Source organism: Arthrobacter sp. Y3221114 (assembly GCF_059092625.1).
In genome coordinates this window covers 201,865-217,304 of sequence record NZ_JBNHHW010000006.1, presented here as the reverse complement: position 1 = coordinate 217,304, position 15,440 = coordinate 201,865, and the positions used below count along the sequence as shown (strand labels likewise).

Genomic DNA, 15,440 nt, shown 5'->3' with positions numbered 1-15,440 from the left:
TGACCTTTTTAACAGCCCGGGCACATCGGTCGCCGCGGGGCTGATTGCGCGGGCCCGCGGCCACACAGGTTGCTGGACCGCGACCCGGCGGCGGATTTCGGTGTTTCGGCACCGGCAAACGACGCCCGGCGGCAAAAATCGACCCGCGGGATGAAGGCGGCACCCACGTTGCTGGATTACCGTGGAGAGGGTGAACACTCAAGCAGCAGGCCGGGGCGCGGCCGACGATGATGCAGTGCTGGATCGTTTTTATGCGGTGATTCCGGCGGGCGGGACCGGGACGCGGTTGTGGCCGTTGTCCCGGGCGGCGGCGCCGAAGTTTTTGCACGACCTGACCGGTTCCGGGTCCACACTGATTCGCGCCACCTACGCCCGCCTGGAGCCGTTGTGCCAGGGGCGGACCCTGGTAGTGACCGGCAAGTTGCACCGGCATGCGGTGTGCGCACAGTTGCCCGAGCTGCAGGATGCGAACCTGGTGCTGGAACCGGAGCCGAAGGACTCGGCGGCGGCGATCGGGCTGGCCGCGGCGATCCTGTACCGGCGGGATCCGCGGATCATCATGGGTTCCTTCGCCGCGGACCAGGTGATCACCCCGGTGGAGGACTTCCAGCAGGTGGTTCGCGAGGCGGTGCACACCGCTGCCGAGGGCTACATCGTCACGATCGGGATCACGCCGACCCATCCGGCCACCGGCTTCGGGTACATCCGCTCTGCCGGGGCGCTGCAAATCCCGGGCGCGCCGACCGCGCAGGCGGTGGCCGAGTTCGTGGAGAAACCCGACGAGCAGGTGGCCCGCGGCTACCTGGAGACGGGGGAGTATTCCTGGAACGCCGGCATGTTCGTGGCCCCGGTGGACCTGCTGCTGAAGCACCTTGAGACCAACGAACCCGAACTCTTTGCCGGACTGACCGAGATCGCCGAGGCCTGGGACACCCCGGCCCGCGGCGCGGTGATGCGCAGGATCTGGCCGGACCTGCCCAAGACGGCGATCGACTACGCGGTCGCCGAACCCGCGGCGGCCGCCGGGGACGTGGCGATGATCCCCGGTTCCTTCGCCTGGGACGACGTGGGCGACTTCGCCGCCATCGGACGGCTGAACACCGCCAGCGAAACCTCCGGGCTCACGGTGCTCGGCGAAGGGGCGAGGGTCTTCGCGGAGTCGGCCACCGGCGTCGTGGTCTCCGACACCAAACGGGTGATCGCGCTGATCGGCATCGACGACGTCGTCGTGGTCGACACCCCGGACGCGCTGCTGGTGACCACCAAGGAACACGCGCAGAAGGTGAAGTCCACCGTGGAACAGCTCAGGGCCAGCGGCGACACCGACGTCCTCTGAGGCGCGCCGCACCCGGCGGGCCGCCGGCGGAAGCGCGACACCGACGTCCTCTGAGGCGCGCCGCACCCGGCGGGCCGCCGGCGGAAGCCCTGTGCAGCGCCACCGGCGTCGACCGTCCTCGATGGGCCGGCGCTCAAGTCGATAGAGTGCAGGTGTGCAGAAGATTTCAGAAACACCGCTGGCCAACCTCAATATCGGCGTCTGGGCATCGCCACTGCTGGACGAACTACGGCGGTTCCGGCAGGACCTGCACCAGCATCCCGAGCTGTCGCACAAGGAATTCCTCACCACCCGGAAGCTGGCGGAGCGTCTGACGGCCGCAGGACTGGAACCCCAGCTGCTGGACGGCACCGGGCTGTTCGTCGACATCGGGGAGGGTCCGCTGGCCATCGGCCTGCGCGCCGACATCGACGCCTTGCCGATCATGGAAGAAACCGGCCTCGACTACGCTTCGGTCAATACCGGCATCAGCCACGCCTGCGGACACGACATCCACACCACGGTGATGCTCGGCGTCGCGCTGGTCCTGCGCAAACTGGATCTGGAAGGCGAACTGTCCGCCCGCGTGCGGGTCATCTTCCAGCCGGCCGAGGAAACCATGCCCGGCGGCGCGCTGGCCGTCATCGAGCAGGGCGTGCTGGAAGGGCTGCCGCGGATCCTGGCCCTGCACTGCGATCCGCGGATCGACGTCGGACTGGTCGGCACCCGGATCGGAGCCATCACCTCCGCCTCGGACACCATACGTATTGAACTGCGCGGGCGCGGCGGGCACACTTCGCGCCCACACCTGACGGAGGACCTGGTGTTCGCGCTGGCCGAGATCGCCGTCAGCGTCCCGGCGGTCATCAACCGGCGGATCGATGTCCGCAGCGCCGTCTCACTCGTGTGGGGGCAAATCCAGGCGGGCGCCGCCCCCAATGCCATCCCGGCTGTCGGTTACATGGCCGGAACCATGCGCTGCCTGGACGGGGAAGCCTGGCAGGCCGCCGGTGAGCTGGTGGACGAGGTGGTCAACCAGGTGGCCGCACCGTTCGGCGTGGACGTCAAGCTCGAGCACATCCGCGGCGTGCCTCCTGTCATTAACACCGAACGGGAAACCACGCTGCTCGAAGCGGCGGCCCGGAGCGAGTTGGGGGAGGACGCGGTGACCCTGACACCGCAGTCGATGGGCGGGGAAGACTTCGCCTGGATGACCCAGGAAGTGCCCGGCGCCATGATGCGGCTGGGCACCCGGACCCCGGGCGGGGAAACCTTCGACCTGCACCGCGGCGACTACGTTCCGGACGAGCACGCCATCGGCGTGGGCGTGCGCGTCATGGCCAAGGCGGCCCTGCTGGCCGCCCGGCGTCACCGGGACACGGCAGCGGTTGCTACCGAAAAGTAACAACTTTTCAACAATCTCCGCGCGCGTGTCGCGGATGCTTCGCCGGTGGGGCGCGCGGGAACTACTGTAGGGTCATCAACTGTGCACCTGCAGGACAGGTGCTGTGCCACGCGGAGTACAAGTCAACGCCGCACTTCCTGTGAAGCGACCATTGAACTGTGGCGGGGCAGACATTCTTTTATGGAGGAACATTGAAGACTTCACTGCGCAAGATTAAGCGCGGCACCGGCCTCTCCGCCGCGGTGCTGGGCGCGTCCGCACTCGTTCTGGCCGGTTGCGGCGCTCCGCCGGCCCAAGAGGGCGGCGCCAGCGGCAGCCCGGCAGCGGAAGGCACCGACTACCTGGGCTGCATCGTCTCCGACTCCGGTGGATTCGACGACCGTTCGTTCAACCAGTCGAGCTACGAAGGCCTGAAGATGGCCGAAGAAGAGCTGGGCATCAAGATCCGCGAGGCCGAGTCCCAGGCCGAGACCGATTTCGGTCCCAACGTGGATGCCATGGTGCAGGCCAACTGCGACATGGTCCTCACAGTCGGCTTCCTGCTGGGCGACGTGACCAAGGAAGCAGCGGCGGCCAATCCCGAGACCAATTTCGCGATCGTCGACTACAACGACCCGGAATTCAGCGACAACGTCAAGCCGATCATCTACGACACGGCGCAGGCGGCGTTCCTGGCCGGCTACGTTGCGGCCGCAACCAGCGAGACCGGCAAGGTGGCCACCTACGGCGGCATGAACATCCCCACCGTCACCATCTTCATGGACGGCTTCGCCGACGGCGTGGACTACTACAACGAGCAGAAGGACGCCAACGTCGAACTGCTGGGCTGGAACAAGGAAGCCCAGAACGGCACGTTCGTCGGCAACTTCGAGGATCAGGGCAAGGGCAAGACCAACACCCTGAACTTCATCAACGAGGGCGCCGACATCATCATGCCGGTGGCGGGCCCGGTGGGCCTGGGCACGTTGGACGCCGTGCTCGAAGCCAACGCCGACGGCAAGGACGCCAAGGTTGTTTGGGTCGACTCCGACGGCTACGAGACCGCCGGCAAGGCTGAGGAATTCATCCTCACCTCGGTGATGAAGCTGATGGGCAACGCGGTCGAGGAAGTCGTCAGGACCGACGCCGAGGGCAACTTCGACAGCACCCCCTACGTCGGAACCTTGGAGAACGGCGGCGTCGCACTGGCCCCGTTCCACGACCTCGACGCAGCGGTTTCCGATGAGACCAAGGCGGAACTGGAAACCATCAAGGAGTCGATCATCTCGGGCGAGATCAAGGTCGAATCCAAGGCCAGCCCGCAGCAGTAAGCACGCAGCGGACCGCCGCTCTCCGTACCGCACGCCGGTGCCGAGGGTGGCGGTTCGCGCTGTAAGCGGCCGAACCGGTTTAGGCTAGGCACAGCGTCCGGGCAGCAACACCGCCCGTCACCGCGCCGCTGGATGAGGACCGTCGTACCTACGGACAAAGAACAGGTGGGTTGGGGTTTGAAACTCGAGCTCAAGGGAATCACCAAGCGATTCGGCTCCCTGATCGCCAACGACCACATTGACCTGGCGGTGCAGCCGGGACAGGTGCACAGCCTGCTGGGTGAAAACGGCGCCGGGAAATCGACGCTCATGAACGTCCTCTACGGGCTCTATGAGCCGACCGAAGGACAGATCCTGGTCGACGACAAGCCCGTCACGTTCGACGGCCCCGGGGACGCCATGGCGGCCGGCATCGGCATGGTGCACCAGCACTTCATGCTCGTTCCGGTGTTCACCGTGGCAGAGAACGTGGCGCTGGGCAATGAAGCGACCAGGGCCGGCGGCCAACTCAACCTGGATGAGACCCGGGCCCGGATCAGGGAGATCTCCGACCAGTACGGCTTCGAAGTGGATCCCGATGCGGTGGTCGAGGACCTGCCGGTGGGGGTGCAGCAGCGCGTCGAGATCATCAAGGCCTTGGTCCGTGACGCCGAAGTGCTGATCCTGGACGAGCCGACCGCCGTCCTGACGCCCAAGGAAACGGATGAGCTGCTGGGCATCATGAGCCAGCTCAAGGCCGACGGCAAGGCCATCGTCTTCATCTCGCACAAGCTGCGCGAAGTCAAGGCAGTTTCCGACATCATCACCGTCATCCGCCGGGGCAAGGTCATCGGCGACGCACCGCCCTCGGCCTCCACGACCGAATTGGCCGAAATGATGGTGGGCCGCGCCGTCAGCCTGACACTGGACAAGGAACCGGCCCGGCCGGGTGAGGAAACATTCACCGTCGAGAACCTCACGGTGCGTTCGGCGACGGGCCAGCGCGTGGTGGACGGCATTAGTTTCGCGATCGCGCGCGGCGAGATCCTTGCGGTGGCCGGCGTCCAGGGCAACGGGCAGACCGAACTGACCGAGGCGATCCTGGGGCTGCAGGACCATGTGTCCGGCTCTATCAGGCTCGAAGGCCGCGAACTGGTGGGGCGCAAGGTCAAGGACATCATCGAGGCCGGCGTCGGCTTCGTGCCGGAGGACCGCAGCGTCGAGGGCCTGGTGGGGACATTCTCCGTGGCCGAAAACCTCATCCTCAACCGCTACGACCAGCCGCCCTTCGCCCGCGGCCTGGCCATGAAGCCCGCCTTGGTCGCCCAGAATGCCGAGCAATACATCGCGGAGTTCGACGTCCGCACCCAGTCTGCGGCGGCGGCGGCCGGTACGCTCTCCGGCGGGAACCAGCAAAAGGTGGTCATGGCCCGGGAGCTGTCGAGGCCGTTGAAGCTCTTCATCGCTTCGCAGCCGACCCGCGGCGTGGACGTAGGCTCCATCGAATTCCTGCACAAGCGGATCGTCGCCGAGCGCGACGTCGGCACGCCGGTGATGATCGTTTCCACCGAACTGGACGAGGTGCTGGAACTTGCCGACCGGATTGCCGTGCTCTACCAGGGCCGGCTGATGGGCATCGTCCCCGCCGGTACCTCGCGCGGCGAGCTGGGCCTGATGATGGCCGGCATGAGCGCCGAGGAAGCGCAGGCACACCGGACGGACGCCGAGGTACAGCAGACAGACGCCGAAGGAGGCGAGGAATGAGCGCGGACGAGTCCCGCAAGCACGGGAAGCGGTCGAAACACGCGGGCAAGCCCGCGGCGGAGGGCGACGAGCAGCGGCTCGAGGCGGCTGCCGCCCTCGGCGACGGCACCCAGGCGCCGCCGGCCGTCCTGCCCACGGGGGAGAACCTGCACCCCGAATTGCGGGCGCATCAGACCATCATGCAGCGGATCGTCTCCGGCAACGCGCTGGTGGCTGTCCTCGCCATTGTGCTGTCCCTGATCGCCGGCGGCATCCTGATCGCGTTAACGAACGAGGAAGTGGCCCGGACCTCCAGCTACTTCTTCGCCCGGCCGCAGGACATGCTGGCTGCCGGCTGGACGGCCGCCGCCAACGCCTACGCCGCGCTGTTCCAGGGCTCAATCTTCAATTTCGAGGGCTCCACGTTCGCCCGGATGATCTACCCGCTGACCCAGACGCTGACCGTGGCAACGCCGCTCATCTGCGCGGGCCTGGGCGTGGCGCTGGCGTTCCGCGCGGGACTGTTCAACATCGGCGCGCAAGGCCAGATCATCATCGGTGCCACCCTGGCCGCCTGGGTCGGCTTCAGCTGGCACCTTCCGGTGGGCCTGCACCTGCTCCTGGTCATCATCGCCGGCATCATCGGCGGCGCATTATGGGGCGGCCTCGTCGGCCTGCTGAAGGCCAAGACCGGTGCCCACGAAGTGATCCTGTCGATCATGCTCAACTACGTGGCCATCAACCTGGTGCTGTACCTGCTGACCATGCCCGCGTTCCAGCGTCCGGGCTCAACCAACCCGATCAGCCCCCAGCTTGATGCCACGGCCATGTATCCGCCGCTCTTCGGCGACACCTTCCGGCTGCACTGGGGCTTCGTGGTAGCCATTCTGGCCACCGTTTTTTGCTGGTGGCTACTCAATCGCTCCACCATTGGCTTCGAGCTGCGGGCCGTGGGCTCCAACCCGCACGCTGCCCGCACCGCAGGCATCAGCGTCACCAAGGGCTACGTCGTGGTGATGGTGCTGGCGGGCGCACTCGCCGGCCTGGCCGGCGTCGCGCAGGTGGCCGGCACCGAACGCGTGCTGACCGCGGGCGTCGCGGCCAGTTTCGGGTTCGACGCCATCACCGTGGCACTGCTGGGACGTTCGACGCCGTGGGGCACGTTTGCGGCCGGCCTGCTGTTTGGCGCCTTCCGCGCCGGCGGCGTGACCATGCAGACCAACACCGGCACCGGCATCGACATTGTCCTGGTGGTCCAGTCCATGATCGTGCTGTTCATCGCGGCTCCGCCGCTCGTGCGCGCGATCTTCCGGCTCCCCGAGCCGGGGAAACTGACGGCAAAACCCCGTAAGACCGCAAGCGCCGGAGGTGCAGCATGAGCACGGCTAGCGTCACCGCCCCGCAGCAAAGCCCCACCGCTGCGGACACCGTGCGGAACTGGAAGACGCCGGCCATCCTGGCCGTCCTGGCCTTCGCGTCCATCCTGGTTTTCGCGATCGGGGCACCGGACAACTCGGTGACCTTCCGGCTGTCGGATCCCAACGACCCGGTGGTGCTGCCCTCGGTCGTGCTCTCGGCGGTCGTCACCGGCTGGGTCACAGCCGTCCTGATGCTGGCCGGCGCCGTCTGGTCGTTCATGCTGGTCCGGTCCGGGCGGAAGGTCCCCGGCTGGCTGGTGGCCGTCTTTGCCGTACTGTTCGTGGTTGGGTTCCTGACCTGGGTGGTGGGCAGCGCCCGGACCCCCAACGTGGCCCTCTACGGCCTGCTGGCCGGGTCGGTCACGCTGGCCGTGCCGCTGATCTTCGGTTCCCTCTCCGGCGTGCTGTGCGAACGCTCCGGCGTCGTCAACATTGCCATCGAAGGGCAGCTGCTGTTCGGTGCCTTCTCCGCCGCGGTCGCCGGATCGCTCTCCGGCAACGCGTTTATCGGCCTGGCCGCCGCGGCCGTCGGCGGCGTGCTGGTCTCGGCGGTACTGGCGGTGTTCAGCATCAAGTACATCGTCAACCAGGTGATCGTCGGGGTGGTGCTCAACGTGCTGGTTTCCGGTCTGACCGGTTTCCTGTTCTCCACCGTCCTCTCGGCCGATTCGGCCACCTGGAACTCTCCGCCGCGGCTGCCGATCATCAGCATTCCGGTGCTGTCCGACATCCCGATCATCGGCCCCATCCTGTTCGAGCAGTCGGTGGTCGGCTACCTGATGTACGTCGCGGTGGCCGTGATCTACTTCGGCCTGTTCCACACCAAGTGGGGCCTGCGCACCCGTGCCGTCGGCGAACACCCCAAGGCGGCGGACACCCTGGGCGTGAAGGTCAACCGGATGCGGTTCATGAACGTGCTGCTGGCCGGCGTCGTCGCCGGTTTCGGCGGCGCCTTCTTCACCCTGGTCCTTGTTTCCAGCTTCGGCCGCGACATGACCGCCGGGCAGGGCTACATCGCCCTGGCGGCGCTGATCTTCGGCCGCTGGAACCCGCTGTACGCGTTCTTCGCGGCGCTGCTCTTCGGCTTCGCGACGAACCTCCAGTACGTGCTCAGCGCCCTGGGTTCCACGGTGCCGAACCAGTTCCTGGCCATGCTGCCCTATGTCGTGACCATCTTCGCCGTCGCCGGCCTGGTGGGCCGCGCCCGACCCCCGGCCGCCAGCGGTGTGCCGTACATCAAGGGCTGACCGTGGAACCAACGACGGCCCGCCCCGTGGACTGGCACGCCCTCCAGCAGGCCGCGGAGGCCGCCATGCGGCTGGCCTACGTACCGTATTCGGGCTTCCCGGTCGGTGCCGCCGCACTCACCGATGACGGCCGGATTGTCTCCGGCTGCAACGTGGAAAACGCCTCCTACGGCCTAACCTTGTGCGCCGAATGTTCGCTGGTGAGCCAGCTGAACATGACGGGCGGGGGGAAACTGGCCGCGTTCAGCTGTGTGGACGGGGAGGGCAACGCCCTGATGCCGTGCGGCCGGTGCCGTCAGCTGTTGTACGAGTTCCGCGCGCCCGGCATGCTGCTGATGACGCCGGCCGGCCTCAAGACCATGGACGAGGTGCTGCCGGACGCCTTCGGCCCGCAGCACCTGGCCTGACGGCGGAACGCAACACGTAAGGAGCAGGACATGACCGAAACATTCGACGCCGTCGACATCATCCGGACCAAGCGGGACAGGGGAACGCTCAGCCCGGAGCAGATCGCCTGGACCATCGACGCTTACACCCGGGGGGCCATCGCCGACGAGCAAATGTCCGCGCTGAACATGGCCATCCTGCTCAACGGCATGGACCGGGAGGAGATCGCGCACTGGACGACGGCGATGATTGCCTCCGGCGAGCGGATGGACTTCTCCTCGCTCGGCAAGGCGACCGCGGACAAGCACTCCACCGGCGGCGTGGGGGACAAGATCACCCTCCCGCTGGCCCCGCTGGTGGCCGTCTTCGGTGTGGCGGTGCCGCAGCTGTCCGGCCGCGGCCTGGGCCACACCGGCGGCACCCTGGACAAGCTCGAGTCGATCCCGGGCTGGCGGGCCCTGCTCAGCAATGACGAGATGATGAGCCAGCTGGCCGACGTCGGCGCCGTCATCTGCGCGGCCGGGGCAGGTCTGGCTCCTGCGGACAAGAAACTCTACGCGCTGCGCGATGTAACCGGCACAGTGGAGGCGATCCCGCTGATTGCCTCCTCGATCATGAGCAAGAAGATTGCCGAAGGCACCGGCTCGCTGGTGCTGGACGTGAAGGTCGGCAGCGGGGCCTTCATGAAGGACGAGCGCAACGCCCGGGAACTGGCCGAAACCATGGTGGCCCTGGGCCAGGACGCGGGCGTGAACACGGTGGCGCTGCTGACCGATATGAGCACACCGCTCGGGCTGACCGCCGGCAACGCCATAGAGGTCGAAGAATCGGTGGAGGTGCTGGCCGGCGGCGGCCCCGAGGATGTCGTGGAGCTGACGGTGAAGCTGGCCGAGGAAATGCTGCAGGCGGCCGGCGTGAGGGACGCCGACCCTGCGGCCGCGCTGCGGGACGGCCGCGCCATGGACGTCTGGAAATCCATGATCCGCGCTCAGGGCGGGGATCCCGACGCCAAGCTGCCGGTGGCCAGGGAATCGGAAGTCGTCTACGCCGAGGCCGACGGCGTGTTGATGCAGCTGGACGCCCTGGCCGTCGGCGTCGCCGCCTGGCGGCTGGGAGCCGGACGAGCACGCAAGGAAGACGCCGTGCAGGCCGGGGCCGGCGTGCGGATGCACGCCAAGCCCGGGGCGGTGGTCCGCGCAGGCGAGCCGCTGATGACGCTGTTGACCGATACCCCCGAAAGGTTCGACCGCGCCAGGGAGGCGCTGCGCGACGCCGTCGTCATTGCGCCGGAGGGGAGCCGGCCGACCCGGCGGCTGATCATCGACCGGGTGGCCTGACGCACGGAAGACCCCAGCTGTAAACAACTGGGGCAGCACGGATATATATCCACCGGATCAACCTCTTCCCGCCGTTCCTCCGGCCCCGCTACGATAATGTGGTGCGGCCGGAGCGGGGGAGGCCCCGGCGCACCGCGGGGTCTGCGGTGTCGACCGATGGGTGCCCGGTCAGGGATCTACCCGATAGCGGCACAAAACGCGGCATGGCATCGTTGGACTAGATATCCAGCGGACAGGAACACTTCGTGCAGACTTTCATGGACGCGCTCAGCGTCTTCATCATCGACGCGGCAGCGCAATGGTGGATTTACCCACTGCTCTTGGCTCTCTGCCTGATCGACGGGATCTTCCCGCCGGTGCCCAGCGAATCGGTGGTCGTGGCCTTGGCAGCCATCGCGGTATCCGCGGGGGCTCCGAATGTTTGGCTGGTGGCCGTAGTCGCTGCCGCGGGCGCGATAGCGGGGGACAACATCGCGTATCTGATCGGGCGCCGCATCGGTGCAGACCGTTTCCGCTGGATGCAGCGCCCCCGGGTTGCCGCAGCCTTCGCCTGGGCCCGCCGGGAATTGGACCGGCGCGGAGCCCTGCTGATCCTGAGCGCACGCTACATTCCGGTAGGCCGCGTGGCCGTCAACATGACCGCCGGCGCAACCGGATACAACCACCGCAAGTTCGTCCTGTTTTCCGTGGTCGCCGGCATCTCCTGGTCCTTGTACTCGGTAGGCATCGGGGCACTGGCCGGGCGCTGGTTCCATGACAACACCCTCCTGGCCGCGGGACTGGCGATCGTGCTGGCGCTGCTGCTGGGCCTGGCGCTGGACCACGGCATGAAACTGGCCAATCGCCGCCGTGCGGCGCGGCTGCGCGCCGCCGCCCCGGCCGCGTACGGCGTTGCGGAGCCGGCAACCGAAGCCGGGCCGACGGCGGCAGGTGACGGCGGCGCTGCAGCCGCCGAGAGCCCGGAGGCGGCAGTGGCTGCAGGCCGCGATCCCGCCGACCAGCTGCCGCCAACGGGTTCGCGGGCGGTCCGCTTCGAACCGTACGTCCCCCTGACCGTGTCCTCCCGCAACCATTCCACCGCGGGCCTCGACGACTGACCCTGGCGGCGGCATCCGCGCCGGCCGTCGGGGTGCTCGCGTAAGGTGGTGCCTGTGACTGAGCCTGAATACTCCGAAGACACCGCAGCCGACCTGGACATCGACATCCGCAGCCTGCCGAAGGTTTCGCTGCACGACCACCTGGACGGCGGACTGCGTACCGCCACGATCATTGAACTGGCCGCTGCCGAGGGCCACGAGCTGCCCTCCACCGACCCGGTAGCGCTCGGGGAATGGTTCCGGGAGTCGGCGGATTCGGGCTCGCTGGTGCGCTACCTGGAAACCTTTGACCACACCGTCGCCGTGATGCAGACCACGGAAGGCCTGTTCCGCGTGGCCCAGGAATTCGTGGAGGACCTGGCCGACGACGGCGTGGTCTACGGCGAGGTCCGGTGGGCGCCGGAACAGCACCTGTCCAAGGGCCTGACCTTGGATGAGGCGGTGGAAGCCGTCCAGGCAGGCCTCGAAGCCGGCGTGACCGCCGTGGAAGCCAGTGGCCGCCCCATCCAGGTGGGCCAGCTGATCACCGCAATGCGGCATGCCGACCGCTCGCAGGAGATCGCTGAACTTGCCGTCCGCCACCGTGACCGGGGCGTCGTCGGATTCGACATTGCCGGAGCCGAGGACGGCTTCCCGCCCTCACGCTTCAAGGACGCCTTCACCTACCTGGCCGAACAGCAGTTCCCGGTCACTGTCCACGCCGGCGAGGCAGCCGGAGTGGACAGCATCGTGGATGCGCTGGTCAGCGGACGTGCGCTGCGGCTGGGCCACGGCGTGCGGATCGCCGAGGACATCCAGGTGGACTTCGGCCCCGACGGCGAGGACGGCGACGAGGTTGGCATGGTTACCCTGGGCCGGGTCGCCTCGTGGGTCCGCGACCGCGGCATCCCGCTCGAGTGCAGCCCCTCATCCAACCTGCAGACCGGTGCGATCGCCGTCTTCGGCGAAGGCATCCACTCACACCCGTTCGACCTGCTCTACCAGACCGGGTTCAAGGTCACGATCAACACCGACAACCGCCTGATGAGCGGCGTGACGCTCTCCGACGAATACGAGTTGCTGGTGGAGACCTTCGACTACGACCTCGATGACCTGCTGGAGATCACGCTCAATGCCGCCGAAGCCGCCTTCCTGCCGCTGGAAGAGCGTGAGGCGCTCATCGAGTTCATCGGCGAGGCCTTCAACAGCCAGCCGGGCTGACGTCGCCATGCCCCACGCCGGACACTCCTTCGAACCGGGGCCGCTCCCGGGCGCCGCAACGGCGCAGCCCGGGCGAGGCCGGGCCGTTGCCAGGCTGCTGGAAGTCGTGGCACAACTGCGCGAGCACTGCTTGTGGACGGCCGCGCTGACCCACGAGTCGCTGGTCGAGTACCTGGTGGAGGAAGCCCACGAACTGGCCGAAGCCATCGAAACCGGCCACACCGGCCGGGCCGATGTGGCCGAACTCAAGGGCGAACTGGCCGATGTGCTCTACCAGGTGGTGCTGCATTCCCGTTTGCAGGAAGAACGGGGACACTTCGATTTCGACGCCGTGGCCGCCGAACTGACAGCCAAACTCATCCGGCGGAACCGGCATGTCTTCCGGCCGGACGGGTCGCTGCAGGAGAAGTTTCCGGACACCGTCGCAGAGATCGTGGCCGGTTACGACGCGGTCAAGGCGGCGGAGAAACCGGAGCGGACCACGCCGTTCGACGGCCTGCCGCACTCGCTGCCGGCCCTGACGTTGGCGGCGAAATCCCTGGACCGCGCTTGCCGGGCCGGCAGCCCGTCGGCGGCCGTCCTAAACCAGGACGGCGCGGCCGGGCGCACCGCGGCCGACGGTGCAGCCCGGGCGGAGGGCGACGTCGGCGAGGAACTGTTCGCCGTCGTTCGCCGCGCAGTTGAAACCGGAGTGGATCCCGAGCAGGCGCTGCGGACCGCCGTCCGCAGATTCCAGCAGCGCGTAACGGAAGAAAACCGCAGCGGATGATCTCGATTAGTCTTAAGCCGGACCTTGCAGCCGGCCTCGGCCTCGCCTGCAGACATTCCATCTTTTCGTTCCAACGAACAGGAGCTACTCCATGGCGCTGATCGATGCCATCCACGCGCGCGAAATCCTTGATTCCCGCGGCAACCCCACCGTTGAAGTTGAGGTGCTGCTGTCTGACGGCTCGATGGGCCGGGCCGCGGTTCCGTCCGGGGCCTCCACCGGGGCGTTCGAGGCGGTGGAACGCCGCGACGGCGAGAAGGACCGCTACCTGGGCAAGGGCGTGGGCCAGGCCGTGGCCGCCGTGGTGGACACCATCCAGCCGGCGCTGGCGGGCCTCGACGCCACCGACCAGCGGCTGATCGACCAGACCATGCTGGACCTGGATGGCACCTCCAACAAGTCCGACCTCGGCGCCAACGCCATCCTCGGCGTTTCGCTGGCCGTGGCCTCGGCCGCCGCAGAATCCGCCAACCTTCCGCTGTACAAGTACCTGGGCGGCCCGAACGCCCACGTGCTGCCGGTCCCGCTGATGAATATCCTCAACGGCGGCTCGCACGCCGATTCCGACGTGGACATCCAGGAGTTCATGGTGGTGCCGCTGGGCGCCGCCACGTTCTCCGAGGGGCTGCGCTGGGGCGTGGAGGTCTACCACAGCCTCAAGGCCGTGCTGAAGGAGAAGGGCCTCTCCACCGGCCTGGGCGACGAGGGCGGCTTCGCCCCGAACCTGCCCAGCAACCGGGCGGCGCTGGATTTGATCACCGAGGCGATCACCCGTGCCGGCTACACCCCGGGCAAGGACATTGCCTTGGCCCTGGACGTGGCGTCCTCCGAGTTCTACCAGGACGGCGCCTACCTGTTCGAAGGCAAGTCCCTGACGGCGGCGGAGATGAGCGCCTACTACGCCCAGCTGGTGGCCGACTTCCCGCTGGTCTCCATCGAGGATCCGCTGGACGAATCCGACTGGGAGGGCTGGGCCGCCCTGACGGCCGAGTTGGGCGACAAGGTGCAGCTGGTGGGCGACGACCTGTTCGTCACCAACCCCGAGCGGCTGCAGCAGGGCATCGATGCCAAGACCGCCAACTCCCTGTTGGTCAAGGTGAACCAGATCGGTTCGCTGACCGAAACACTGGAGGCCGTGGCCCTGGCCCAGCGCAACGGCTACACCACGATCACCTCGCACCGCTCCGGCGAAACCGAGGACACCACCATCGCCGACATCGCCGTGGCCACCAACGCCGGCCAGATCAAGACCGGCGCCCCGGCGCGCTCGGAGCGCGTGGCCAAGTACAACCAGCTGCTGCGCATCGAAGAGGAGCTCGACGACGCGGCCCGCTACGCCGGTCGCGGAGCCTTCCCGCGTTTCACGGCGTAGTTCGGCCCGACCCTCGGTAATGTCTTAAACGGGGCCCGGCGGCACAGCCGATGCCGGGCCCCGCACGACTTCCACGGTGAGGAGCCTGAATGTCCACCCGACGCCCCAACATGCCGCGGGCCCGCCGCCCGTCCGGCAGTGGGCCTGCTTCGGGCGGCGTGGACGGGAAGGACACCGACGCTCGGGAACCGGAGACCGGACAGGTGATTCGCGCCGACTTCGGCCGGACGCCGTCCGGCCCGGCTCCCCAGCCGGATGCCCGCACCCGCCGCGCGCCGGACGCAGGCCACGCGCGAAAGCCGAAGCCGCCGGCGAAACCCAAGCCCTCGCCGTCCGAAGTCCGCGCGGCGGAACGCCGCCAGCTGTCCGAGGCCATCAGGCAGCCTGCCGCACCGGACGCTGACCCAAAGCCCCGGCCACCGGCCAGGGAAACCCCGGCCGACGTCGTGCCGGTCCCGGCCAAAGCGTTCTCCGGCCGCCTGCTGGCGCTGGCCGTGGTGCTGGTATCCATCACCGTACTGCTGGCACCTTCGGTGCGCATTTTCATTGAACAGCGGGCGGAACTCTCCGCGCTGCAGGCGGACATCGCCGCCAAGAAAGACTCCAACGAACAGCTGACCAAGGAACTGGCCCGCTGGGACGATCCTGCCTACATCAAGCAGCAGGCCCGGGATCGCATATTCTATGTAATGCCGGGGGAGAAGCGGTACATGGTCACCGGCGCGGAAGGACTGCGCGAGTCCAACAAACATGCCTCCGCCACCGCACCCGAAGACCTGCCGTGGGTCGACGCCCTGTGGAACTCGGTGACCCGCGCGGCAACAGACCCGCCCGCAGCGGACTGACCTCCCGGCAGAGCCT

Annotated in this window: 13 protein-coding genes; all 13 read left to right on the top strand. The window is 67.7% G+C overall.

Annotated features, from left to right (window positions below):
- Positions 1–190 precede the first annotated feature (190 nt).
- The 13 genes from AC5RV3_RS14320 to AC5RV3_RS14260 all read left to right on the top strand — a co-directional run bounded on the left by AC5RV3_RS14320 (position 191) and on the right by AC5RV3_RS14260 (position 15,424).
- Positions 191–1,336 carry a mannose-1-phosphate guanylyltransferase gene (locus AC5RV3_RS14320; RefSeq protein WP_494122713.1) on the top strand — a complete coding sequence of 382 codons (1,146 nt, stop codon included), beginning with the start codon at positions 191–193 and terminating at the stop codon, positions 1,334–1,336.
- Positions 1,337–1,490: 154 nt separating this feature from the next.
- Positions 1,491–2,720: an amidohydrolase gene (locus AC5RV3_RS14315; protein WP_494108108.1), complete on the top strand. Its 1,230-nt coding sequence runs from the start codon at positions 1,491–1,493 to the stop codon at positions 2,718–2,720.
- Between the two features lie 191 nt (positions 2,721–2,911).
- Positions 2,912–4,030 (top strand): BMP family lipoprotein, encoded by a 1,119-nt coding sequence (locus AC5RV3_RS14310; RefSeq protein WP_494122712.1) that lies wholly within the window; start codon positions 2,912–2,914, stop codon positions 4,028–4,030.
- Positions 4,031–4,207: 177 nt separating this feature from the next.
- Positions 4,208–5,773, top strand: a complete 1,566-nt coding sequence (locus tag AC5RV3_RS14305; protein ID WP_494122711.1) for an ABC transporter ATP-binding protein — start codon at positions 4,208–4,210, stop codon at positions 5,771–5,773.
- Complete coding sequence (locus tag AC5RV3_RS14300) at positions 5,770–7,131, top strand: ABC transporter permease (protein ID WP_494122710.1); 1,362 nt, start codon at positions 5,770–5,772, stop codon at positions 7,129–7,131. Before AC5RV3_RS14305 ends, AC5RV3_RS14300 begins: the two co-directional genes overlap by 4 nt.
- Positions 7,128–8,417 carry an ABC transporter permease gene (locus AC5RV3_RS14295; protein ID WP_494122709.1) on the top strand — a complete coding sequence of 430 codons (1,290 nt, stop codon included), beginning with the start codon at positions 7,128–7,130 and terminating at the stop codon, positions 8,415–8,417. The genes AC5RV3_RS14300 and AC5RV3_RS14295 overlap by 4 nt, the downstream gene beginning before the upstream one ends.
- 2 nt (positions 8,418–8,419) lie before the next feature.
- Positions 8,420–8,824, top strand: coding sequence for a cytidine deaminase (locus AC5RV3_RS14290; RefSeq protein ID WP_494122708.1), 405 nt, complete (start codon positions 8,420–8,422; stop codon positions 8,822–8,824).
- Positions 8,825–8,854: 30 nt separating this feature from the next.
- Positions 8,855–10,141: a thymidine phosphorylase gene (locus AC5RV3_RS14285; protein WP_494122707.1), complete on the top strand. Its 1,287-nt coding sequence runs from the start codon at positions 8,855–8,857 to the stop codon at positions 10,139–10,141.
- Between the two features lie 245 nt (positions 10,142–10,386).
- Positions 10,387–11,238, top strand: a complete 852-nt coding sequence (locus AC5RV3_RS14280) for a DedA family protein (protein WP_494122706.1) — start codon at positions 10,387–10,389, stop codon at positions 11,236–11,238.
- 54 nt (positions 11,239–11,292) lie between these two features.
- Positions 11,293–12,438, top strand: a complete 1,146-nt coding sequence (locus tag AC5RV3_RS14275; protein WP_494122705.1) for an adenosine deaminase — start codon at positions 11,293–11,295, stop codon at positions 12,436–12,438.
- 7 nt (positions 12,439–12,445) lie between these two features.
- Positions 12,446–13,207 (top strand): MazG nucleotide pyrophosphohydrolase domain-containing protein, encoded by a 762-nt coding sequence (locus tag AC5RV3_RS14270; protein ID WP_494122704.1) that lies wholly within the window; start codon positions 12,446–12,448, stop codon positions 13,205–13,207.
- 91 nt (positions 13,208–13,298) lie between these two features.
- Positions 13,299–14,579 (top strand): phosphopyruvate hydratase, encoded by a 1,281-nt coding sequence (gene eno, locus AC5RV3_RS14265; protein WP_494113286.1) that lies wholly within the window; start codon positions 13,299–13,301, stop codon positions 14,577–14,579.
- A gap of 89 nt (positions 14,580–14,668) precedes the next feature.
- A complete protein-coding gene (locus tag AC5RV3_RS14260; protein ID WP_494122703.1) occupies positions 14,669–15,424 on the top strand; it encodes an FtsB family cell division protein in 756 nt (251 codons plus the stop codon).
- Positions 15,425–15,440: the final 16 nt, after the last annotated feature.

Excerpts from the sequence above, each read along its gene's own strand:
- AC5RV3_RS14270 (WP_494122704.1), top strand. The coding sequence starts at position 12,446 with ATGCCCCACGCCGGACACTCCTTCGAACCGGGGCCGCTCCCGGGCGCC.
- eno (WP_494113286.1), top strand. The coding sequence starts at position 13,299 with ATGGCGCTGATCGATGCCATCCACGCGCGCGAAATCCTTGATTCCCGC.
- AC5RV3_RS14260 (WP_494122703.1), top strand. The coding sequence starts at position 14,669 with ATGTCCACCCGACGCCCCAACATGCCGCGGGCCCGCCGCCCGTCCGGC.
- AC5RV3_RS14300 (WP_494122710.1), top strand. The coding sequence starts at position 5,770 with ATGAGCGCGGACGAGTCCCGCAAGCACGGGAAGCGGTCGAAACACGCG.
- AC5RV3_RS14285 (WP_494122707.1), top strand. The coding sequence starts at position 8,855 with ATGACCGAAACATTCGACGCCGTCGACATCATCCGGACCAAGCGGGAC.
- AC5RV3_RS14295 (WP_494122709.1), top strand. The coding sequence starts at position 7,128 with ATGAGCACGGCTAGCGTCACCGCCCCGCAGCAAAGCCCCACCGCTGCG.